18 protein-coding genes and 1 pseudogene are annotated in these 21,576 nt (G+C 35.6%); 10 read left to right on the forward strand and 9 right to left on the reverse strand.

All coding sequences use genetic code 11. The features are described from left to right. Positions 1–34: 34 nt before the first annotated feature. Together AC5P2S_RS07340 and AC5P2S_RS07345 are read left to right on the forward strand one after the other, a co-directional pair. The gene (locus tag AC5P2S_RS07340; RefSeq protein WP_494556770.1) at positions 35–490 is read left to right on the forward strand and encodes an HRDC domain-containing protein; all 456 of its coding nucleotides are present in this window, start codon (positions 35–37) and stop codon (positions 488–490) included. Positions 491–559: 69 nt separating this feature from the next. Then, positions 560–3,106 (forward strand): phosphoenolpyruvate carboxylase, encoded by a 2,547-nt coding sequence (locus tag AC5P2S_RS07345; RefSeq protein WP_494556771.1) that lies wholly within the window; start codon positions 560–562, stop codon positions 3,104–3,106. A 46-nt stretch (positions 3,107–3,152) separates the two neighbouring features. Here AC5P2S_RS07345 and AC5P2S_RS07350 read toward each other — a convergent pair whose 3' ends face one another. Beyond that, positions 3,153–4,763, reverse strand: coding sequence for a S8/S53 family peptidase (locus tag AC5P2S_RS07350; RefSeq protein WP_494556772.1), 1,611 nt, complete (start codon positions 4,761–4,763; stop codon positions 3,153–3,155). Positions 4,764–4,913: 150 nt separating this feature from the next. On the opposite strand from AC5P2S_RS07350, the gene AC5P2S_RS07355 reads away from it, so the two are divergent. Both AC5P2S_RS07355 and galE read left to right on the forward strand, forming a co-directional pair. Next, the gene (locus AC5P2S_RS07355) at positions 4,914–6,038 is read left to right on the forward strand and encodes a DegT/DnrJ/EryC1/StrS family aminotransferase (RefSeq protein ID WP_494556773.1); all 1,125 of its coding nucleotides are present in this window, start codon (positions 4,914–4,916) and stop codon (positions 6,036–6,038) included. A 450-nt stretch (positions 6,039–6,488) separates the two neighbouring features. Further along, positions 6,489–7,508 carry a UDP-glucose 4-epimerase GalE gene (galE, locus tag AC5P2S_RS07360; RefSeq protein WP_494556774.1) on the forward strand — a complete coding sequence of 340 codons (1,020 nt, stop codon included), beginning with the start codon at positions 6,489–6,491 and terminating at the stop codon, positions 7,506–7,508. A 33-nt stretch (positions 7,509–7,541) separates the two neighbouring features. On the opposite strand, the gene AC5P2S_RS07365 is transcribed toward galE, so the two are convergent. From AC5P2S_RS07365 to AC5P2S_RS07390, 6 genes are all read right to left on the reverse strand, one after another. Continuing rightward, positions 7,542–8,195, reverse strand: coding sequence for an NAD(P)H-binding protein (locus AC5P2S_RS07365; RefSeq protein WP_494556775.1), 654 nt, complete (start codon positions 8,193–8,195; stop codon positions 7,542–7,544). 128 nt (positions 8,196–8,323) lie between these two features. Further along, positions 8,324–8,833, reverse strand: coding sequence for an isopentenyl-diphosphate Delta-isomerase (gene idi / locus AC5P2S_RS07370; RefSeq protein WP_494556776.1), 510 nt, complete (start codon positions 8,831–8,833; stop codon positions 8,324–8,326). 175 nt (positions 8,834–9,008) lie between these two features. Further along, positions 9,009–9,779: a 16S rRNA (adenine(1518)-N(6)/adenine(1519)-N(6))-dimethyltransferase RsmA gene (rsmA, locus tag AC5P2S_RS07375; RefSeq protein ID WP_494556777.1), complete on the reverse strand. Its 771-nt coding sequence runs from the start codon at positions 9,777–9,779 to the stop codon at positions 9,009–9,011. 115 nt (positions 9,780–9,894) lie between these two features. Then, the gene (locus AC5P2S_RS07380; RefSeq protein ID WP_494556778.1) at positions 9,895–11,016 is read right to left on the reverse strand and encodes a lactonase family protein; all 1,122 of its coding nucleotides are present in this window, start codon (positions 11,014–11,016) and stop codon (positions 9,895–9,897) included. Between the two features lie 62 nt (positions 11,017–11,078). Then, entirely contained in the window at positions 11,079–13,400 is a 2,322-nt protein-coding gene (locus tag AC5P2S_RS07385; protein ID WP_494556779.1) for a DUF5686 family protein, read from the reverse strand. 57 nt (positions 13,401–13,457) lie between these two features. After that, the gene (locus AC5P2S_RS07390) at positions 13,458–14,531 is read right to left on the reverse strand and encodes a lactonase family protein (RefSeq protein ID WP_494556780.1); all 1,074 of its coding nucleotides are present in this window, start codon (positions 14,529–14,531) and stop codon (positions 13,458–13,460) included. A gap of 208 nt (positions 14,532–14,739) precedes the next feature. On the opposite strand from AC5P2S_RS07390, the gene AC5P2S_RS07395 reads away from it, so the two are divergent. After that, on the forward strand, positions 14,740–15,384 hold the full coding sequence (locus tag AC5P2S_RS07395; RefSeq protein ID WP_494556781.1) for a uracil-DNA glycosylase: 645 nt from the start codon (positions 14,740–14,742) through the stop codon (positions 15,382–15,384). Here AC5P2S_RS07395 and AC5P2S_RS07400 read toward each other — a convergent pair whose 3' ends face one another. Together AC5P2S_RS07400 and AC5P2S_RS07405 are read right to left on the reverse strand one after the other, a co-directional pair. Beyond that, positions 15,385–15,801 carry a hypothetical protein gene (locus tag AC5P2S_RS07400; protein ID WP_494556782.1) on the reverse strand — a complete coding sequence of 139 codons (417 nt, stop codon included), beginning with the start codon at positions 15,799–15,801 and terminating at the stop codon, positions 15,385–15,387. It lies immediately after the preceding gene. An 11-nt stretch (positions 15,802–15,812) separates the two neighbouring features. Beyond that, positions 15,813–16,301 carry a DUF456 domain-containing protein gene (locus AC5P2S_RS07405; RefSeq protein WP_494556783.1) on the reverse strand — a complete coding sequence of 163 codons (489 nt, stop codon included), beginning with the start codon at positions 16,299–16,301 and terminating at the stop codon, positions 15,813–15,815. A gap of 86 nt (positions 16,302–16,387) precedes the next feature. Here AC5P2S_RS07405 and AC5P2S_RS07410 point away from each other — a divergent pair, with 86 nt between their 5' ends. From AC5P2S_RS07410 to AC5P2S_RS07430, 5 genes and pseudogenes are all read left to right on the forward strand, one after another. Next, positions 16,388–17,647, forward strand: a complete 1,260-nt coding sequence (locus AC5P2S_RS07410) for a mechanosensitive ion channel family protein (protein WP_283415076.1) — start codon at positions 16,388–16,390, stop codon at positions 17,645–17,647. A gap of 28 nt (positions 17,648–17,675) precedes the next feature. Continuing rightward, positions 17,676–18,395, forward strand: coding sequence for a pyridoxine 5'-phosphate synthase (locus AC5P2S_RS07415; protein WP_283415077.1), 720 nt, complete (start codon positions 17,676–17,678; stop codon positions 18,393–18,395). A 16-nt stretch (positions 18,396–18,411) separates the two neighbouring features. Then, complete coding sequence (locus AC5P2S_RS07420) at positions 18,412–19,185, forward strand: alpha/beta fold hydrolase (protein ID WP_494556784.1); 774 nt, start codon at positions 18,412–18,414, stop codon at positions 19,183–19,185. 208 nt (positions 19,186–19,393) lie between these two features. Further along, positions 19,394–20,208: pseudogene (locus AC5P2S_RS07425) on the forward strand (prolyl oligopeptidase family serine peptidase). Between the two features lie 294 nt (positions 20,209–20,502). After that, positions 20,503–21,501 (forward strand): NAD-dependent epimerase/dehydratase family protein, encoded by a 999-nt coding sequence (locus AC5P2S_RS07430; RefSeq protein WP_494556785.1) that lies wholly within the window; start codon positions 20,503–20,505, stop codon positions 21,499–21,501. The last annotated feature ends 75 nt before the right edge of the window (positions 21,502–21,576 follow it).

The raw sequence follows: 21,576 nt of genomic DNA on the forward strand, positions 1-21,576 counted from the left end.
GTCAGGATACTATTGTTTCAAAAAACACAATGTCATGAAAGTTAAGGTTTTCAAAGTCAGGATCTCTGAGGAGTTCCAGAAGTCGGACGAGTCTGTCATCAGCAGATTTATTACAGGTCGTGAGATTATAAAAATAAATACTCAGTTAATCAAGGAAGAAATCAACTATTGGTCTGTTTTAATTTTTTATAACGAAAAAACAGTTAAGACTACTCATGATGATCAGGATAAAAGTAAAAGTAATCTGAACACTATAGAACAGCCGTCTGAAGAAGAATTGGTTATTTATAATAAGCTTAAAGAATGGCGGTCGGAGAAAGCGAGAGAACTTCAACTGCCGCCTTATATGGTTTTTCATAATTCACATCTGATGTCTATTGCCCGATATAAACCATTTAACTTGGCAGATCTTGAACAAATTACAGGACTGGGTGAGTCGAAAATAAGAAGATTTGGTGTAGAGATCTTGGAAGTTTTGGAAAACGCTTAGGGCTAAAATTTAAGATAAAATAACATTTAGCGATATTGAGATTCTAAGTTTATCTCTTACATTTGTTATATGCTAAACGATCAGAAAATTGAAAAATTTCGGCAGATTGTAGAAAACAAATTCCAAATCTACAATTCTCTTTTTATGAGTTTGCCATATGATAAAATGACTAATATCGGGATGTTGCTTCCGTTTCTTTACGAGGAAAGCAAAGAAGGCTATCAAGTCGGAAAATCACCCGAAGAGATTGTCGAAGAATTTTTCCAGAAACATACAGAACTCAAAAGCGAAGATCAGAAAACTGAATTGCTCTTCAAGATTATACAATATATAGAAAGACAAGTTGTTTTGTTTGACAGTATAGAAGATGCTGCATTTCAGCAGTTGCATTCTGAGAGCGATTCCGGAACGGTTCTTAACCTTTATGAGAGAGCTTCTCAGGAACATCACCTTACAGCGATTCGGAAAAAGATGGATGATTTTGCGATTAAGATTGTTTTCACGGCTCACCCGACTCAGTTCTATCCGAATGCAGTTCAGAGAATTATACATGATTTGAGAGATGCTATTATTCATGATTCGGTGACGCAGATTGATACTTTGCTTCAGCAATTGGGAAAAACACCTTTCGTTAACAAAGAAAGGCCGACACCTTTGGACGAAGCGATGAGCATTATTTATTACCTGAGATATGTTTATTATCAAAGTATTGGCGAGCTTTACAGAAAGATTAAACAAGTTTACGGAACTTCGAATTTTACACCAAGTCCGGATATTATTCAATTAGGATTCTGGCCAGGTGGCGACAGAGATGGTAATCCTTTTGTAACAGCAGCTATTACTTTGAAAGTGGCTGAAGAATTGAGGATTTCTATACTGAAAGATTATTACGGACATTTAAAAAATGTAAGAAGAAGATTGAGTTTCCGTGGTGTTTCTGATGTTTTGGAAAAATTAAGTAAGAAATTATATGCGTCCATTTTCCAGAAAGACGTCAAAATATCTGCACAGGAAATCATTGCTCAACTGGATGAAGCAGAAAAGATTCTTGTTGAACAACATAATGGATTATTCCGAGAGGTGCTTGATGATTACAGAGATCGTGTGAAAATATTCGGGACACATTTTGCCACTTTAGATATCCGTCAGGATAGCAGAATTCATCAGAAGGTGATGAATGATATCTTTGTAAAAGTTTCCGGATTGGATGTTGATTCAAAATCTAATGATGAGAAGATTAAATATCTATTAGAATCTGATGTGATTTTAAATCCTGATGATTTCGAAGATGAGATGACTTGTGAAACTCTGAAAAGTATTTATAATATCAAGTTGATTCAGGAGAATAATGGAGAACGGGGAATGCATCGTTACATTATTTCAAATTCTGATGAAGTAAAGGATGTCATGAATGTCTATGTGATGATGAAGCTTTGTGGCTATTCCGAAGATGAAATCAATATGGATATTGTTCCACTTTTTGAAACGATGGAAGGTCTAGATAGATCTGAAGAAGTGATGAGAATTTTGTATAGCGATGAGGTTTATAAAAAGCATTTGGCTAAAAGAAACAACAAACAGATTATTATGCTTGGCTTTTCCGACGGCACCAAAGATGGCGGTTATCTGAAAGCAAATTGGCAAATCTATACCTCCAAAGAAAAACTGACAACAATATCGGAAAAGAACGGAGTGAAGGTTGTTTTCTTTGATGGCAGAGGTGGACCACCAGCCAGAGGAGGAGGTAAAACTCACGATTTTTACGCATCACAAGGTAAAACAATCGCTAATAATCAAATTGAATTAACAATACAAGGACAAACGATCACGAGTGTTTTTGGAAACAAGGACCAGGCAAAATTCAATTTTGAACAATTGTTGACGGCAGGCATTGAAAATGATGTCTTCAAGAGCATTAAAAAAGATCTGAACGATAAAGAAAGACAACTGATTTCTGAATTAGCGGATATCAGTTATAAAAAATATTCTGACCTGAAAGCGCATCCGATGTTTGTGCCTTATCTGCAGGAGATGAGTACACTGGAATATTATGGTAGAACTAATATAGGAAGTCGGCCGAGCAAACGTGGCGCAGGTTCTGAACTGAAATTTGAGGATCTCAGAGCGATTCCATTCGTAGGATCATGGGCACAGTTGAAGCAGAATGTTCCGGGCTTTTTCGGATTTGGTTTTGCCTTAAAGGCTTTGAAAGAACAGGGTAGGTTTGATGAAATCAAGGAGTTGTACAAAGGTTCTGACTTTTTCAAAACCTTGGTGCTGAATTCTATGATGAGTATGAACAAAACTTATTTTCCATTGACTTACTATATGCGAAATAATGAGAAGTTTGGTGATTTCTGGAATGTTCTATTCTCCGAATTCGAATTGTCTAAAGAAATGATGCTGGAACTGACAGGCTATAAAATCCTGATGCAGGAAGAACCGATCAACAGAAAGTCTATCAAAATCCGTGAGAAGATTGTGCTTCCGCTACTTAGTATACAGCAATATGCATTAATTAAACTTCAAAAGAATGAAGGCGACCGGGATACTTACGAAAAACTGGTGATGCGCTCTCTCTTCGGAAACATTAATGCGAGCAGGAATTCAGCTTAAAATAAAAATCCGCAATCAAATTTTGAATGCGGATTTTTAATTATATCTATTCTTTAATAAATTTTTCAATGGTTTCTCCGGAATCGGTTTTCATTTTAAGGAGATAATTTCCTTTCGATAATTGAGTAACATTGATTTTACCAGAAGATTCAGTTTTAATTAATCTTCCTAAAGTATCATAGATTTCAATCGACCTTACAGGTTTTTCCGAAGTAATATTGATGAAATCTTTTGCCGGATTGGGATAAATTTTAATTTTAGATTTTTCGATATCATTAATGCCTAGATAAGTCTGGTAAGATTTATACAGATTCAAAATTCCGTAACCCATTTGGTCAGAATTGGAAGGATAAAGCGATGCATCTTGTCTCAGGCGCTGTTTTACATTATCTCTTGATGTTGAATTGGGAAGAAACTGCAAGAGACAAGTGATACCTCCTGCCGCCAATGGTGTTGCGAATGATGTACCGCTTCCGAAATCCGAAGTGTTGTTATATGCGTAATAAGTATTACTACCTCTCGCACTTGCATCAGGTTTAATTACACCTGCTGAATTGGGTCCATAGGATGAAAATCCTGATGATGTTCCTGTTGAATTAACCGCGCCAATTGAAAAAACTTTTGCGTTATCTGCTGGTGCAGATATATAATGCCAAGGATTTTGTCCTTCGTTTCCAGCAGCAATCAGAACAAAAATGCCTTTTTCGGAAGCAATTTGAGCACCTCTGGAAATAAATGTAGTGGTTCCGTTCATATCCGCATAGGTATAATCATAACGGCTATCATCAAATTCCGAATAACCTAATGAAGTAGAAATCACATCCACCCCTTGTCTATCTGCTTCTTCTGCGGCTTCTATCCAATACAATTGTTCTTCTGGAATTTCAACATCAGCATTCTCCGAAGCATACAGATAAAAATCAGCGTCAGGTGCCGAACCAACAAAAGTACCGTCAATATATCCGCCAATGATTCCCAAACACATAGCGCCATGAGGATTAAGTGACGTCGTATAAACACTTGAACTTTTTGTTACAAAATTGTAAGTCGCTTTGATATGTCCATTGTCACGCATTCTTTTAAATGCGCTGCCCGTATTAACATAAGGAAAGCCCGTGTCAATAACAGCTATGGACATTCCTGTTCCGGTATAACCTGCAACATGCAACTGGCGGAGATTGATCTGGTTGGTTTGTGCGAGACTATTCCCGTAATTAAAGGTAGTTAATACATCGCGACTGGTGCTTTGCTGATTAAATTGTTTGAATTTGTTAATTTTTTCTTTTCGGATCCCTCCACTTGGGTTTCTGACAAAAGTTTCTACGTGATCCACATAACTTTGCTGAGATAATTGCGCGATTTGTGTAGATGTCGCGTTTACAGCAACGCCATTCAGCCATTTGGAGTAGTCAGTAACTGTAAACCCGAGATTTTTAATATTTTGGATATAAGTTGGCTCGATTGGCGCATCCTGATCTGTAAGAGTAATTCCGAGATTTGTCCGCCTATTAAGTGATTTTTGGGTCAATTCTGATAACGGATTGCTATAGAAAGCCGCTTTGTTTGGCTTGTCTTTGAAAAAAACAAAAACCAGTTCTGTTTGAGCGGCAGCATATAAGGAAATACCCACCGAAACAATTGTAAAAATTTTTCTCACGTTTCCGTATTTAGATTTTTTAAACAAATAAATAAATGTAAATTTACAAAATAAAGTTTTTGCTTATGAAATTGCTGTAATAATTCTTTATAAAAAGAAACATTTACAAATTGGCAACTATATAAGTCTTAAAAAAATAAATATTTGCGTATGAAAAAAATCCAAATGGTTGATTTACAAAACCAATATTATAAAATTAAAAGTGATGTTGATAATGCAGTTCTCAATGTAATGGATTCTGCCGCTTTTATAAATGGTCCGGAGGTCAAGTCCTTTCAATCAGATCTTGAAAATTATTTGGATGTAAAACATGTTATTCCTTGTGCAAACGGGACAGACGCACTTCAGATTGCTTTAATGGCTCTTGACCTGAAAGAAGGAGACGAAGTGATTACAGCAGATTTTACATTTGCTGCAACAGTTGAGGTCATACATTTGTTGAAACTGAAATCCGTTTTGGTAGATGTGGATTACGATACTTTCACTATTGATACGGAAGCCATAAAGAAAGCCATTACGCCTAAAACAAAAGCCATCATTCCGGTTCATCTTTTCGGACAATGTGCTGATATGGAAGAGATTCTAAAAATAGCAAAAGAACATAATCTATATGTAGTTGAAGATAATGCCCAGGCAATTGGCGCAGATTTTATTTTCTCTGACGGGACTTCCAAAAAATCAGGTACAATGGGAACTATTGGAACAACGTCATTCTTTCCTTCAAAAAATTTAGGGTGCTATGGAGACGGAGGTGCTATTTTTACCAACGATGACGAATTAGCACACAGATTAAGAGGAATTGTAAATCACGGGATGTACGAGCGTTATTATCATGATGAAGTAGGCGTTAACTCCAGACTAGACAGTATCCAGGCAGCAATTTTGAGAAAGAAATTACCAAATCTTGACTCATATAACGAAGCGAGAAGAAAAGCGGCGGATTACTATGATGAAGCTTTCGCCGGCCATGAAAATATCCTGACTCCAAAAAGAGCGAAAAATTCAACGCACGTTTTTCATCAATATACACTAAGAATCACAAACGGAAAACGCAACGAGTTACAGCAGTTCTTAACGGAAAAAGAAATTCCGGCAATGATCTATTATCCGGTTGCACTTAGAAAACAAAAAGCGTATTATCAGGAAAGCAATCCTGCAGATTTTGTCAACACAGATAAATTATTAGATCAGGTTATTTCTCTACCAATGCATACTGAATTGGATGAAGAGCAATTGAAATATATTACGGATTCGGTTTTGGAATTTATGAAATAATGGAAACTGTAAAAAATGTATACAGATATAAAAGTGTTTATTACGTCATTTTTTTATTTTCTTTTTTAGTAGTGATCTTTTATGGATTTGGGTTAATTAGAAATATAAACACTTTCTCTACTTATTCTTTTTTTAATTGGTTATTCTTAACTCAAACAATTTTTAATTTAATAATATTCATTACTTCAGTTATATATTTATTTTCAAAATATAAAAAAAGTATTTTCATAAACAACATTGGTTATATATCACTGGTTATTGTTATTATTCAGAATATATTTATGTTTTTATTTACAAAATATAAAGTTTCGAATTCTTTAACATTAGCTTTCGTAATTCTAGGTGTTGTTTTAACCGTAATGTTTTTAAATAATTATTTTAAGGTAAATAATGAATATAATGAGATAGAAGAAATAGGAAACATTAATAATAAAGTTTAATAAAAAAACCATGTCCATACTTGTAACAGGCGGTCTCGGCTATATCGGTTCACACACAGTTGTAGAACTCATTAATCATAATTTCGATGTCATTATTGTTGATGACTTATCGAATTCGGAAAAATTTATCCTTGATAACATTGAAGAGATCACAGGAAAACGTCCGATATTTTATCCTTTTGATCTCAAAAGAAAAGAATTATTGAAACAGGTTTTCGAAGCACACGATATCGAAGGTTGTATCAATTTTGCAGCTTCAAAAGCGGTAGGAGAGAGTATGACTGAGCCTTTAAAATATTATGAAAACAATTTATTTTCTTTGATTAATGTCCTTCAGGAATTTAAAGAAAGAAATATTTCCAACTTTATTTTCAGCTCATCCTGTACGGTTTACGGCCAAGCCGACAAAATGCCGATTGATGAAAATACGCCTTTGAAAGAAGCTGAATCTTCTTACGGAAAAACCAAGCAAATGGGCGAAGATATCTTGAAAGATTTTTCCAGAGCCTATAACAAAAGAGTTACTTTGCTGAGATATTTCAATCCTATTGGTGCGCACCCAACTGCTTTGCTAGGAGAACTTCCAGCAGGAATTCCTAATAATTTGGTTCCTTATGTCACGCAAACTGCTGCAGGAATCAGAGAAAAATTAAGCATTTGGGGAGATGATTATCCTACAGAAGACGGAACAGCAATCCGGGATTATATTTATGTTGTAGATTTGGCAAAAGCTCACGTTGCTGCTTTACAAAAACTGATGCATTCTGAAGAGGAAACAGTTTTGGATATTTATAATTTGGGAACAGGAAAAGGCTCGTCAGTTTTAGAAGTGGTTAAGGCTTTTGAATTGGCAAATAATGTTGCAGTTCCTTACCAGATTTGCCCAAGAAGAGAAGGTGATATTACGATTGCTTATGCTAATGCTGACAAAGCTGAGAAAGAACTCAATTGGAAATCGGAAACCACTTTGGAAGAAGCGCTCAAAACTACGTGGGAATGGCAAAAATATCTGAAAGACAGAAATAATTAAAAATTAAAACCAATCATTTTAGATTGGTTTTTTTTATGTCTTTTTCTCAGCAAAACTAAAAATATTGTGCAACTTGACTTCTGAGAAATTATTGGATTTTATTTTCGAAGCGACAATCATTGCTTTTGCGAGAACGGAAGTCGGAAGAGGCTGCTGACTTTTAAAAAAACCGAACTTATTCAGGAATTTAATAATTTTCAAACCAAAAACTTCACCACTTCTGTCAGTATTTTTTCTTTCCAACATTCCGGGTTTGAAGATTGTAGTTTTATCGAATTTAAGATTCTTAATTGCCTCTTCCAGTTCTCCTTTCATTCGGGAATAGAAAATTTTGGAATCAGGATTGGCACCATAAGCAGAAACTAAAATATAATCTTCAACACCATTATCTTTTGCTGCTTTTGCAAAATTGAATTGATAATCATAATCAATTACTTTTTGATTTTCTTTACTTCCTGCAGATTTCAGAGTTGTTCCGAGACAAGAAAAAGCGACATCACCTTTCACAAGGTGTTTCCATTCTTCAGGATGGTCAAAATCTACAATATGTGCTTTGACTTTTTCGTTATGAAAATCAGAACGGCGTCTCACAAAAATATCAATTTGTTCGAAGTCTGAATCCTTACAAAGCTGATTAACGAGATCAATTCCTGTAGCGCCGGTTGCACCAATTACCAAAGCCTTCATAAACTTGAGATTTGATAATAAAGTTAAGGAATATTTCCGGGTTGAAAAATGTTATAATTTTCTCGCAGATTTTAGCTAATTCAGTAAATCTTTTAATCTGCAAAACCAGCTTGATTTGCGAGATTAAATTAATTAAGCTGATTTCGATATTCAGCCCAAATGATTTTAAACCATTCTGTAAAATTGTCCGGATTTTCAGAAATTTCAGTTTGTAAATCAGGAATAGAAACATATCGGATTTCCGAAACTTCCTCAGGATTCAAATCAAATTCTCCGTCAAAGTTGCCCGTAAAAACATAATCCAACTCATGTTCCCAAAGCCCTTCTCCAACATCCGCTTTGTAGATAAAATGGAATTTTTCGGTCAATTCACAATCGATTCCCAATTCCTCTTTGATCCGTCTTTTCGCTGCATCCAGATAAGACTCGTCCAATCTTGGATGTGAGCAACAAGCGTTGGTCCATTGGTTGGGTGAGTGGTATTTTTCGCCGGCACGCTTCTGTAAAAGCATTTCTCCCTTTCCATTGAACAAGAAAACCGAAAATGCACGATGCAAAAGACCATTTTCGTGCGCCTGCATTTTTTCCATCTGTCCCAAAACTTCATCCTGAGGATTGACCAATACCACTTTTTCCATACTACAAAAATAAGGATTTTAATGTAATTATTTGGAGCTATTTCCGTTGCAATCTTTTTCTTTTCCTTATGTGAAAGAAAAGAAAAAGGATTTCCACTGCAATCGGGGCTATGGGTTTTGTCTTTTACCAGAGCTTTTGCTCAAAAAATCTTCTCAGTCTGCGAGAAATAGAATTCTATAAATTACTTTTCCACTCATTCGCAAAAGAAATAAAATCTGAAACAGACAATTCTTCTGCTCGGATGTCAAGAAAAGGATGAGATTTCATATTTTCAGGGATACTAAGAACTTTCAAAGCGTTGCTCATCTTTTTACGTCTTTGCCCAAATCCGGCTTTTACGATTTGTTTGAATAGAACCTCATTTCCAGCTAATCCTTCTTTCAAATTTCGGGTCATTCGGATGACACCGGATTTCACTTTTGGTGGCGGATTGAAGACATTTTCGTGAACCGTGAAAAGATATTCCACATCATAATAAGCCTGAACCAAAACGGACAAAATGCCATAATCTTTTGTTCTTGGTTTTGCGGCGGTTCTTTCGGCAACTTCTTTCTGGAACATTCCGCTCATTTCAGGAATCAAAGTGTAATTATCAATGATTTTAAACAAAATCTGAGACGAAATATTATAAGGAAAATTCCCAATCACAGCCAATTCTTCATCAAAAACTTCCGGAATTTTGATTTTCAGAAAGTCGCCTACAAAATGTTGTTCTTCAAGTTTAGGGTAATGTTTTTTGAGATAGACAATAGATTCCTGGTCGATTTCTGCAACATAGATTTCTGACTCTTTTTCGAGAAGGAATTTTGTAAGAACGCCCATTCCCGGACCAACTTCCAAAACTTTTCTGTAGCCTTCAAAAGACAATGATTCTACAATATTGCGTGCGATATTTTGGTCTGTAAGAAAGTGCTGACCAAGATGTTTTTTTGCTCTAACGTCCATTCTGCAAAGATAGAATTATATTTAACGCAAAGTCGCAAGAAGTATTAAAGTCTTCGACTTCGCTCATGCTGAAATTAATATTTGACGTGTCACACTAAGCTCCGTAGGAGCGACACTAGTAACTCTTAACACAAGTGACATTTTTAATTTTTACAGGTTTTCCAACTTTCTTCAACATTCCGGTTTCTAAGTTTCTTCTGAAAACAGTTACATCTTGAGAAATAACATTAGTCACAATAATAAATTTTCCAGTTTCATCAATCGCAAAAGTTCTGGGATGTTTTCCGCCGGTTTTTTGGTAACCTATAGATTCTAATTTTCCGTCATTCACAACTTTGAAAATCGCAATATTGTTTTCCTTTCCTCTGTTGGTAGCATATAGAAACTTTCCGTCTGGCGAGATATGAACATCAGAGCTTTCAAAACTTTCCTTTATTTTGTCAGGATGAGTAGCTATTCTTTGGATTTCTTTCAGGTTGTTATCAGAAAAATCATAAACCGAAATCATCCCAGCCAATTCCTCAATAGAATATGCTCGTTTTCCGTCCTTGCTAAAAGTGATATGTCTCGGTCCGCTGCCTGGTTTTGTATTGATGAACGTACTTTTGATATTAATCAAAGGTTGCTTCTGATTAGCATCAAAAGGATATTGCAAAATTTTATCAGCACCTAAATCTGCAAATAAAACATTTTTATAATCCGGCGAAAACACGACAGAATGCGTGTGAGCTTTCTCCTGTCTTTTCGCATCAATGTCACTTCCTTCCGTGAATTTGAAATGCTGTGCTATAGAATCTATTTTACCATTTTCAAGAAGTGGAAAGACAGAAATCGTAGCTTGATTGTATGTTACATTAATGAGCCATTTTCCGCTTTTATCGACATTCACATAAACCGGATTTTCACCGCCGGTTTTTTGTTGATTAAGGAAAGTTAATGATTTCTGATCAGGATCAAAAGCAAAAGAACTTACAGTTCCGTAATTCGGTGTTTTGGCATCAGAAGAGGCATAAACGTATTTTCCGTCAGGCGAAATTGTGATATAACCTGGATTGATGACATCAGAAGAGGAGGCAGCTTTAGTCAGTTTTCCGGTTTCCGTGTTAAGCTCATAAACATAAACAGCTTCGGAACCTTTATCCCAATTGTAGGAACCAAAAAATACAAATTCTCTTTGAGAATATAATTGAGTAAAAATTAAGAAACTTAAGAGTAGCGTAATTTTTTGGATTTTCATTGATGATAAATTATTTGGAAGTAGACTCGATGACAAAAGAAGTTCTGCTATTCACAAATTTCCTAAAAATTCATCTGAAAACCAAACTGAATTCCAAATTTTCTAATATCAGACTTAGAATTTGAAGTGGTATGATTCAGATAATTTCCTCTCCAGTTAAAATCAATTCTCAGCAATCGGAAATTGCCCCAACCAATATTTTCTATCCCGAAACCATATTCGTAATAAGGTTTGTTAGGCGTGCTCAATGCCATATTGCCGGCATTCAAGTTAATCGTTTCCTGTTTCAGACTTCCGACGCCTGAACGGAAAAATGCAACTTCTCTTAATTTTAATTTTTTAATCAATGGAATCTGGGATAGTATTTTCCCATTGAAATGATGTTCCAGAAAAAGAACGGCATAAGAATCGGCTACAAACTCGTAGTAGTTCATCAGGGAAAAAACACCTCTTTGCAACCCATAAGATTGGTTGGCTGGCAAAACATTCTGTAAAGGAAGTGGAAGCGCATCAAAGTTTTTGCCAACTTCTACATTAGCAAATAATCTTCCCCAATTTCCTAAAATTACTGGTTGGTAGTAATAAAACTGTAACTTATTATAATTAAAATCCGAATTAAAAACGCCGCCAACACCTTTTGTATATTTCAGAATAATAGTCGGGTTGTTTGCGAGTGCTGTCATTTCGTACCTGTCAACACCATAAGTGGAAAATTTGATTCCGGGTCTGGCAATCAGAGTTGCGGTAAATCTTGTATCATTAAGGTCAGATCTCAGAATTCCGCCTCTGTAATAACGGATGTCAAAAAGATTAGGATCTGCGGCTTTTATGCTTTGCTGTGTTGCATCCAGTCTTATCTGGAAGTTTTTCCAGGGTTCTATGCTGGTAAACACATTGGTTTGATTGACAAAACTCAGGGAAGTATTGTCACCGGAATTAACAACCGAAGAAGATGCAAAGGATCTTGTCATGATACCTTCGTCTGTTGTCAACTGAACACCCAATTGTAAAACATCGTTTCTTGTTCCTGCTCCAACGGTAAAACGGTTCGTTTTGTTGAACATATATTTGGCTTCCGCTCCATATTTCCACTTTTGATCACGGAATCCGTAAGCGGTATAAGCCTGGATTCTCCACATATCATTTTTGCCGCGGTAAGTTCGGAAGCCTGTCCTTAGTCTGAATCCTTCAATATCATTATACCCAAATGTCTGAAAAATATTTCCGATTTCTATTCCGCTGTGACCGGCAGGGATATATCCGGAATTAAGAATCTCTATAACTTTGACGACTTTTTTATACTTCGGATTATCTTCCAGCTCATCATACATTTTATAGATATTTTGCTCGCTGTTGGTTAAAGCTTCGGTTCTGTTGGCTTGCCAGTACTCTTCGTCTTTGCTCACGGCTTCATCTTCGGGAACAACTATTTTATTGAGAAATTCGTCCGTTATATTTCCTGTGTCGAATTGATAATCGGAATAATTGGCGACCCGTTTTGCAATCACGGATTTTGCTTTTTCCTTATCACTAAGAACCAATTGCAAGATGGTTTCGTTTCTGATCGGGATAAAAGTAGAATCATCCGGATTATCGAATTCCAAATCTGTAGAAATGTTTTTAACAAAATTGATGTTGATCTTTTTATTGGTTTCCATTTCCACCTTCATCACATTATATTTATCCATAGAAATATAAAGTCGCCCTTTGAGAGCTAATGCATCTGGATTTTTAGGTGTAAACCTGATTTCGTAAGATTTAACGGTATTAACTTCAATCGTGTCCGTAATATTATAATCGAAAACCCCAAAACCATCTGTAGAAACAGGACTTACAAAACCGATATTGAGATAATTGATAGTATTGTTATAGATATTGATGTCCTGATACATATTCTGTATCGTTTTGGAAACAATCTGATTATTTTTCAATCCCGAAAGTCTTGTCGCAACCAAATCTTTGCGTTCTTTCTTCGGATCGTTTTTTCCATAAACTTTAAAGATACTTTCCGTAATAAAAATCGGAAGAACAGCTTTTCCTGCAATCTCGGAGGAATCATTGTATTTGAAAATGATAGAATCCATGCCTTTGAAGGCACGTTTTTTAGTAAACGCACTATCAATATTATCAAGTCGGAAATCGATTTTCTCGTAAGTTTTGTATTGATAATCTTTGTGGAGCAGAAGTCCGTTGGATTTTTTCTTTTTCCAGACTTCCTGCATAATAGCATAAGCCGGGTTTTCTTTTTTGTTCTTATATTTTTTGACGCCTTTAATAACGACGTTTTCGATTTCATTCTCTTTCTCGGTTTGCGAAAACAGCAATCCGGAACAACAAATCAGAAAAAAAGAAAGAATAAATTTATAATCAAGCATCGATTTCATCTAGCATTAACCTTTTAATAACTATTTTTTATTTTAAATATTGTATCGATGAAAAATTTATTTGCCTTTTTCATAAAAAATAATATTCACCGGTGCGCAAACGGGAATAGATTTGTTGGTTGGAGCCAGCTCGCCGGATTCCAAGTCTCTGCTGAAAATATTAATCCTGTTCGTATCCTGGTTGGCAATCAAAACCAGTTTATTATTAGGACTAATGGCGAAATTTCTGGGATTTCTGCCGGTTGTTTTGATTTGTTGGATTCTTTTCACTTTGCCGTCTTCGAGGATTTTGAAAGTAGTAATATCATCTGCATCATCACGGTTTGTCACATATAGGAATTTTTCATTGTCTGATAAATGAATGTCCGCAGCTCTGAAATTGAACCTAACTTTTCTGGACAACAAAGTCTCTTCCTGGATTAATTTGATTTTCCCGTCATCAAAACTTAAAACAGACAAGTCGCCACTCAGTTCCTGAACAAGATAGAATAAATTTCCTGATTTATTGAACGCAATATGTCTTGGACCGGAACCTTTCTTCGCATCATATTCATCAACTTTTTCAAGAACTTTATCGCCGGTTTTATTGTACTTGAACACATATATCTTGTCCAGTCCCAGATCGTTAGCTAAAACATATCGGCCGTCCGGAGAAAACTGAACCTGATGGATATGTGATTTTTCCTGTCTTTTCGGATTTACACCAACACCTTCGAATTTGATATTCTGGAAAACATCGGATAATTTTCCATCAGCATAACGTTTGAAAACATTGATGCTTCCACCGGAATAATTCGCAACGATAAGATTTTGGTCATCAGAAATCAAGAAACACGGATCTTCACCTTGTGTTTTTCTTTCATCTTTTTTGATAAGCGTTCCGTTAGCTTCGTCAATCGTGAAAGAAGTGACTGCGCTTTTGTCGCCGTTTTCATTCACAGAAAAAAGGAATTTTTTATCCGGACTCAAATTCACAAAACTAGGATTGATGATATTTTCTGTGTGATATTTGAGGTTATACTTATAAGTGTTTTCATCAAAATCAAAAACATAAATCCCGCCGCTATTGCACTTCTCACTATTAGTGTAAGTTCCTACAATAATGGTATTTTGTGCTGATAAATTGACCATAAAAAATATTGAAAAAATAAAACTGTTCCAGATTTTCATTCTACGAAGGGCTGTTTTTATAGATAATAACTCAAAAATCGCCCGAATTTATTACAATAAAAATTAAGCCAAATAGCTTTTAAGAGAAATTAACTTTATTTTTCACAGAAAAAGTCAACAAATTTGCTTTAGTCGAATTGTAAATTTAATTTTGTGAAAAATCTGAACAATGACCTGGAAAGAAGTTCTGAAGCCAATTAAAGAAAGTGATTATTTCAAAAATCTTTGGGAAAAAGTAAAAATTCAATACAATTCGACCAAATGTTTTCCTCCGAAAAATGAGATTTTCCGCGCTTTGGAACTCACGGAATTTGATGATGTGGAAGTGGTGATTTTAGGTCAGGACCCTTATCACAATGACGGTCAAGCGAATGGACTTTGCTTTTCTGTTTCAGAAAATGTTACTGCACCGCCTTCTCTCAAAAATATTTTCATTGAACTGAAAGAAGATATGGGAATCGAAAGAAAAAATAAAGATTTGCAGGATTGGGCAAAGCAAGGTGTTCTCCTTCTCAATGCAAGTTTAACAGTAAAAGCGCACGAACCAAATTCCCACAAAGACCTTGGATGGGAAACGTTTACGGATTATATTATCAAACAAATCTCTGATAAAAAGCAAAATGTGGTTTTTGTTCTTTGGGGCGCTTTTGCACAAAAAAAAGCCTCGCTAATTGACGAGACTAAACATTTTATCATTCAATCGGCGCATCCTTCACCATTTTCTGTTCATAGAGGTTTTTTCGGAAGCAAGCCTTTTTCAAAAATCAATAATTACCTTTTAGAAAAAGGAAAAGATCCGATTCTTTGGGGATGATTAATTTTCCCTTTCATATTTAAGAGTCACAGTAGATGCTTCTTCTTTTCCACCGGGATAAGGCCTTACATCCTGTAAAGTGAATCTGTATCCGGAATAGCTGAAAGATTTAGTCACCTGTTTTGGTGAAAAATCTCTTGTTGCAACCTGGATGTCTTTTGTTTCGCTTCCGGAAACAGCTTTCAGATTAACAATAGCTATGCCTTCCCAGACGCAGGTCACATTTGCCGGACAACGGCTGTCTTCCGAGATGTTTTCAAATTCAATAGTGACTTTAGAATTAGGAATTGAAATTTTTTTATTGATTCCCAATGTAAAAGTTTTGTTGTCAGAAGCTGGATTCTGAGTTTGAGATTGTGTTTTGCAGTTACTCATTAATAATAAGAGTGGCGCAAACAAAAGTGTTTTGAAATTCATCATCTTAAATTTTAAAAGAAAATATAATAGCCAACAACCAAAAACATTGCCAGCCCGACCATTAGATTAAATCCTGTTCCGTAAACAAATCCAATAAAAGCACCTTTCATAGAATTGAAAGCCTTTTTCCGGTCATTCATATCGTGTAATAATTCTCCGACAAAAACACCTAATAACATGCCGATTAAAAATCCTAATGGGATCGGTATGAAAAATAATCCTAAAATTGTCCCAACAAATGAACCAATGCTTCCGTAACGTGTTCCACCATATTTTTTGTTGGTTTTTGCGGGAATAACATAATTCAGAACTGTGGAAACAAGTGTCAGAAAAACAAAAATCCAGACATATAGCATTGGCATATTATTTTCTGTCCCAAATTTGAAAATGAGTAATCCGCAGATACTCAACAATAATCCGGGCAAAACGGGTAGGAAGGTTCCCAACATTCCCACAAAAAGCAGCACTAGAGCTATTATGTCGATAAAAACAGAATCCATAGTTTTTAAATTAATTTAAAAATACAACATTCAAAGTAATGCCAAAAGTTTTTTTTTATCCTTAAATTTGAAAAATATTTCCAACAATGAAAAACGAAATCAAAGATTATAAAGATTTTCTTCAGCGAATCAGTGATGAAATTCATTTCTTCTGCAAAGATTTCTTTCCTGATGATTTTGTTTTGGCTTGTCAGATTACGCTCAAGTTTGCACTACTGACCTTACTGGTTTTTGTGGTTTCCTTTATCTTGAAAAATGGGATTAATCTTGTTTTCAGATTCTTTTTTGATAAAGAGAAATACCCTGTAATGAAATCTATCTATCAGGCAAAAGTTACCAATTCTGTGGCTAATATTTTGGCACTGATAATCGGGAAGTTTGCTTTATATTCGATTTTTTACAGGCATCCGAAAAGCTTTGACCTTCTTGAAAGGATGATCAATTTTGTGATAGTTCTTGCTATAGCCAATATGGCGTTCCGGTTTATCAAAGTGTTGCAGAATTATTACCTGATCCAGAGAGATTATTATAAAATCATTGCTATCAATTCCATTTCGCAGACCGTGAGGATTTTCGGAATGTTTATTTTCAGCGTTATTGCCATTTGTGTTATTTTCAATATCAGCGGCACCACGGTTTTAGGAAGTCTGGGAGCGATTACAGCTGTTATTGTCTTGATATTCCGAGATACGATTTTGGGCTTTGTAACGGGTATTCACGTAGCGACATCCAAGAATCTGAAAGTGGGAGACTGGGTTGCTATTCCAAAATATTCTATAGAAGGTAATATCGAAGACATCGACTTGCTGACGACCAAAATCAGAAACTTTGATAAGACCCTTTCCACGATTCCGACTTATGACTTGCTTACGACAGAAATCAAAAATATGCAGGTGATGTCCGAAACCAATACGCGAAGAATCAAAAAATCCATTGTCTTTAATATCAAATCCTTCAAATTTTTGGATGATGAGGCTTTTGGGAAGTTGTTGAAAATCAACCTGATTCACGATTACCTTGTTGATAAGAAAAAAGAGATTGATTCTCAGAAAGGAGCACTTGAAAATTCTGAAGAAATTATCAACGGTCAACAATTGACCAATATCGGAACTTTCAGAATCTATGCTTTGAATTATCTTAAAAATAACCCGAACATCGATCAGGAAGGAACGATAATGGTGAGACAAATGGAGATTACGCCACAAGGAATGCCTTTGGAGATCTATTGTTTTGCTAATGATTCTAACTGGGTGAATTTTGAGCAGATTCAGGCAGATATTTTTGATCACCTTTTGGTAGCTTCTAAGGAATTTGACCTCGAAATAATGCAGGTTAATAAAATTTAAATCAATTATCATTTATCAATAATCAATTATGACAAAACTAAGTGTCAATATCAATAAAATCGCTACGCTGAGAAATGCACGTGGTGGTGATGTTCCTAGTGTAACGCAAGTCGCTGTTGATCTGGAAAGATTCGGAGCACAGGGAATTACCATTCATCCAAGACCGGATGAGAGACACATTACCAGAAAAGATGTCTATGATCTGAAACCATTAGTTACAACGGAATTCAATATTGAAGGTAATCCGCATCGACCGTTTATCGATATGGTCTTGGAAGTGAAACCGGAGCAAGTGACTTTGGTTCCGGATGCTGATGATGCGATTACATCTAACGCCGGCTGGGATTGTGAAAAGAATCTGGATTTTTTGAAATCTGTTATCGCTGAATTCAAAAATGCCGGAATCAGAACGTCGATTTTCCTTGACCCCAATCCGGAAATGGTGAAATTTGCTGCGGAAACCGGAACCGACAGGATCGAACTTTACACAGAAGCTTACGCCAAGCATTATTTTGATAATAAGGAACTAGCAATAGAATCTTATTTTAAAACGGCGGTAGTTGCAACCGAATATGGTTTGGGAATCAATGCCGGACACGATTTGTCATTAGACAACTTAAAATATTTCTCAGATAACATCCCGAATCTTTTGGAAGTTTCTATTGGTCACGCCTTGATTTCGGAAGCTTTATATCTAGGTTTAGAAAATACAGTTCAGGCTTATCTTAAGAGATTGGCGAAGTGGTAATTATATTTAATTATTGATGGAAATTTTACATTCAAAAATATACGGAGAGCAAAAACCCGAAACACCATTATTAGTATTCCACGGATTGTTTGGGATGCTGGATAATTGGGGGAGTTTTGGGAAAGAATTTGGTGAATTAATGCCTACACATTTACTGGATTTGAGGAATCACGGCCGCAGTTTTCATTCAGATTCTATGACGCACGATGATTTGGCTCAGGACATTGTTAACTATATGGATGCTCATAATATTCCAAAAGCAAATCTCCTAGGCCACTCATTAGGAGGAAAGGCGGTAATGCAGTTCGCCGTCAACTTTCCTGATCGATTGGAAAAACTTATTGTTGCTGATATTGCTCCAAAAGCTTATCCGCCGCATCATCAGGGAATTATCAAAGCGCTGCAATCTGTTGATTTTTCTACTGTAGAATCCAGGCAGGATGTGGAAAAAGTCTTGGAAGAATATATTCACGAGAAGTTTGTGATTCAGTTTCTAATGAAGAATCTCTATTGGACAGACGACAAGAAACTGGCCTGGCGATTTAACCTGAAAACTTTAGCTGAAAAATATACAGAGTTTGTCTCAAATGCCATTAAGTTCGGTGTTTTCAATGGTCCGACTTTGTTCATCGCAGGTGCTAATTCCAATTATATTTTACCACAGGACGAATTCCTGATTAAGCAACAATTTCCGCACTCTAAAATTATTAAAATCAAAAATGCGGAACATTGGGTTCAGGCCAATAATCCTGTCGATTTCAATGCAGCTGTGAAAGATTTTCTTCTTTAGCTGATTTCAAAAATTAATATGGATTTGATAATGGTATAAGCCTTGTATTATCGGATCCATATTTAATTTTGCTTCTATGAAATGGCCGATTTCTTTTATTCTCATGTTTATTCTGACGTTTTCAAATGCTCAGGAAAAGCTCTCCGAAACTTTGAATTATAAAGATATTACGTACAAAATAAAAGACACGGCTCAGCAGAAGCTCGACATGTATCTTCCTCAAAAAACAAATAAAAAATCTCCGGTTCTGGTTTTTGTTCACGGAGGTGGTTGGGCACAAGGTGATAAAGGGTTGAGAGACGATTATTACCTCAGTGATTTTGTTCTTAGATTTGTAAAACAAGGTTACGCTGTGGTGAGTATCAACTATACTTTGCTTAATGAAAAGACACATTTCCCGACACCGATTGAAGATACAAAAGAAGCCAACGCTGGATTCGTGCAAATGCCGAAATATATAATTTTGATTCTAATAATATTGGAATTTGGGGCGCTTCGGCTGGCTCACAGATTGGTATGATTGCTGCATATACGGATGATTCCCAGTTTTCAGAAAATACAAAACTTCCTAATTATTCAGCAAAAGTCAATTATTTCATCGATTATTTCGGCCCGTCTGATATGAACAAATTATTCCGTACAGAAGCACCGGGATTTGTGATTTTTATTTTTAAACTGATTTTTCCTAAAATTTATGACATCAGAAACAAGCTTGTTTTTGGGTTTACGGGATATAATATCAAAGAACAGAAGGATGATGCTGTCAATCTTCTGAAAACTTATTCGCCAATAAACTATGTCAGCAACTCGTCTGTTCCTACCTTGATGATTCATGGGACAAAGGATAAAATTGTTCCCTATTCACAGTCTGAAATTTTAAAGGAAAGCCTGGATAAGAATAATGTTAAAAATGAACTGATTTCTATTAAAAAAGGCGATCACGGACTTAATAAAGATGCTGACCACGAATTGATGTTTGAAAAGACTTTTAATTTTGTCAAAGAAAATACAAACGGATTCTGATTGATTTCAATAGCGTTTAGACAGGTTTTTATGGAGAATTAAATTATCTTTGTAAAAATCTCTAATGAAGAAATATCAGGAAACGATTTATAAAATCATCTTACTTTTTTCTGTTCTTATCAATCTATTTTTGATAGGTCTTTTATTTTTTGTTCTTCGCGACTCCTTTGCGGGAAAAGGAGACTGGTTTATAGAAGGCAGGGGTTTTTGGTTCTTCATAGGGATTATATTCGCTTATTCTTTAATGAACTCTATATTTATCATAAGGTTTTTAAAAATTAAATCCACACAAGAATGATTCTAGTAACCGGAGCAACAGGGATTTTAGGAAGAGTTATCGTTCTTGAACTTTTGAAACAAGGAAAGGAGGTTCGTGCAGCTAAACGACCATCAAGTAATCTGAAAGAGGTTAAAGAATCTTATCGTTTTTATACAGATCAGCCGGATTTTTATTTTGATAGAATCCAATGGATTGATATTGATTTTAATGATTTGGATTCGATTCAGATGGCACTACAAAATGTGGATGAAGTGTATCATTGCGCTGCCAAAGTGAGTTTCAATCCCAATGATGACAAAGAGCTTTACAAAACCAATATTGGCGGAACAAAGAATCTTTTGTACGCTGTGGAAAATTCCGAAGTTAAGAAATTCCTTTTTGTAAGTTCAATCGCAGTTCTGGATGGTTATAATGAAAACGGAATGATGGACGAGAATTCTGATTTTAATCCAAAGCTTGACCATTCAGGCTATGCAATTTCCAAGCATCTTTCCGAGATGGAAGTCTGGAGAGCTTCTGCAGAAGGACTGAATACGATTATCATTAATCCAGGCCTGATCATTGGTTCAGGAAACTGGGGCGTCAGTAGTGGTGATTTATTTTCAAAATCGGCTTATCCGTTTACTTACACTGGCGGAACGACTTTCGTAGATGTCCGCGATGTGGCGAATGTAGCTATCAAGCTGATGGAGAACAATGCTTTTGGTGAACGTTTTATCGTTATTTCAGAAAATTCCAAATTCAGTTTGATATCTGATAAAGTGAGAGCGGCTCTAGGAAAAACACCTGTGAAACCAGTTCCTGATTTTGTTTTCAATATTTTACCCATTTTATCCTTTTTTGGATGGTTATTCCCGGTGTTGAGACTATTGAGTAAAACCTCCTTGGAATCCTTGAAACTGGATTCTAAAATTTCTAACGACAAGATCAGGAATAAACTTAATTATCAGTTTATTTCAACGGCAGACAGTGTCGATTTTCATTTAAAAAACTACCTTTCTGATAGGAAATAGAACTTTCGATTTTCGATATTATAGATTGCCCAGTTCTCTGAAAATTAGTATTTTTACGAACCTTTTTAGTAAAAT

This window comes from Epilithonimonas sp. 33E (genome assembly GCF_059372615.1).

What these genes read in the sequence shown, in the direction of transcription:
- AC5P2S_RS07385 (WP_494556779.1), bottom strand. Translation starts at nt 13,400, where the DNA reads ATGAAATCGATGCTTGATTATAAATTTATTCTTTCTTTTTTTCTGATT.
- AC5P2S_RS07380 (WP_494556778.1), bottom strand. Translation starts at nt 11,016, where the DNA reads ATGAAAATCCAAAAAATTACGCTACTCTTAAGTTTCTTAATTTTTACT.
- AC5P2S_RS07345 (WP_494556771.1), top strand. Translation starts at nt 560, where the DNA reads ATGCTAAACGATCAGAAAATTGAAAAATTTCGGCAGATTGTAGAAAAC.
- AC5P2S_RS07410 (WP_283415076.1), top strand. Translation starts at nt 16,388, where the DNA reads ATGAAAAACGAAATCAAAGATTATAAAGATTTTCTTCAGCGAATCAGT.
- AC5P2S_RS07355 (WP_494556773.1), top strand. Translation starts at nt 4,914, where the DNA reads ATGAAAAAAATCCAAATGGTTGATTTACAAAACCAATATTATAAAATT.
- idi (WP_494556776.1), bottom strand. Translation starts at nt 8,833, where the DNA reads ATGGAAAAAGTGGTATTGGTCAATCCTCAGGATGAAGTTTTGGGACAG.
- AC5P2S_RS07365 (WP_494556775.1), bottom strand. Translation starts at nt 8,195, where the DNA reads ATGAAGGCTTTGGTAATTGGTGCAACCGGCGCTACAGGAATTGATCTC.
- AC5P2S_RS07390 (WP_494556780.1), bottom strand. Translation starts at nt 14,531, where the DNA reads ATGGTCAATTTATCAGCACAAAATACCATTATTGTAGGAACTTACACT.
- rsmA (WP_494556777.1), bottom strand. Translation starts at nt 9,779, where the DNA reads ATGGACGTTAGAGCAAAAAAACATCTTGGTCAGCACTTTCTTACAGAC.
- AC5P2S_RS07420 (WP_494556784.1), top strand. Translation starts at nt 18,412, where the DNA reads ATGGAAATTTTACATTCAAAAATATACGGAGAGCAAAAACCCGAAACA.
- AC5P2S_RS07395 (WP_494556781.1), top strand. Translation starts at nt 14,740, where the DNA reads ATGACCTGGAAAGAAGTTCTGAAGCCAATTAAAGAAAGTGATTATTTC.
- AC5P2S_RS07415 (WP_283415077.1), top strand. Translation starts at nt 17,676, where the DNA reads ATGACAAAACTAAGTGTCAATATCAATAAAATCGCTACGCTGAGAAAT.
- AC5P2S_RS07405 (WP_494556783.1), bottom strand. Translation starts at nt 16,301, where the DNA reads ATGGATTCTGTTTTTATCGACATAATAGCTCTAGTGCTGCTTTTTGTG.
- galE (WP_494556774.1), top strand. Translation starts at nt 6,489, where the DNA reads ATGTCCATACTTGTAACAGGCGGTCTCGGCTATATCGGTTCACACACA.
- AC5P2S_RS07340 (WP_494556770.1), top strand. Translation starts at nt 35, where the DNA reads ATGAAAGTTAAGGTTTTCAAAGTCAGGATCTCTGAGGAGTTCCAGAAG.
- AC5P2S_RS07400 (WP_494556782.1), bottom strand. Translation starts at nt 15,801, where the DNA reads ATGAATTTCAAAACACTTTTGTTTGCGCCACTCTTATTATTAATGAGT.
- AC5P2S_RS07430 (WP_494556785.1), top strand. Translation starts at nt 20,503, where the DNA reads ATGATTCTAGTAACCGGAGCAACAGGGATTTTAGGAAGAGTTATCGTT.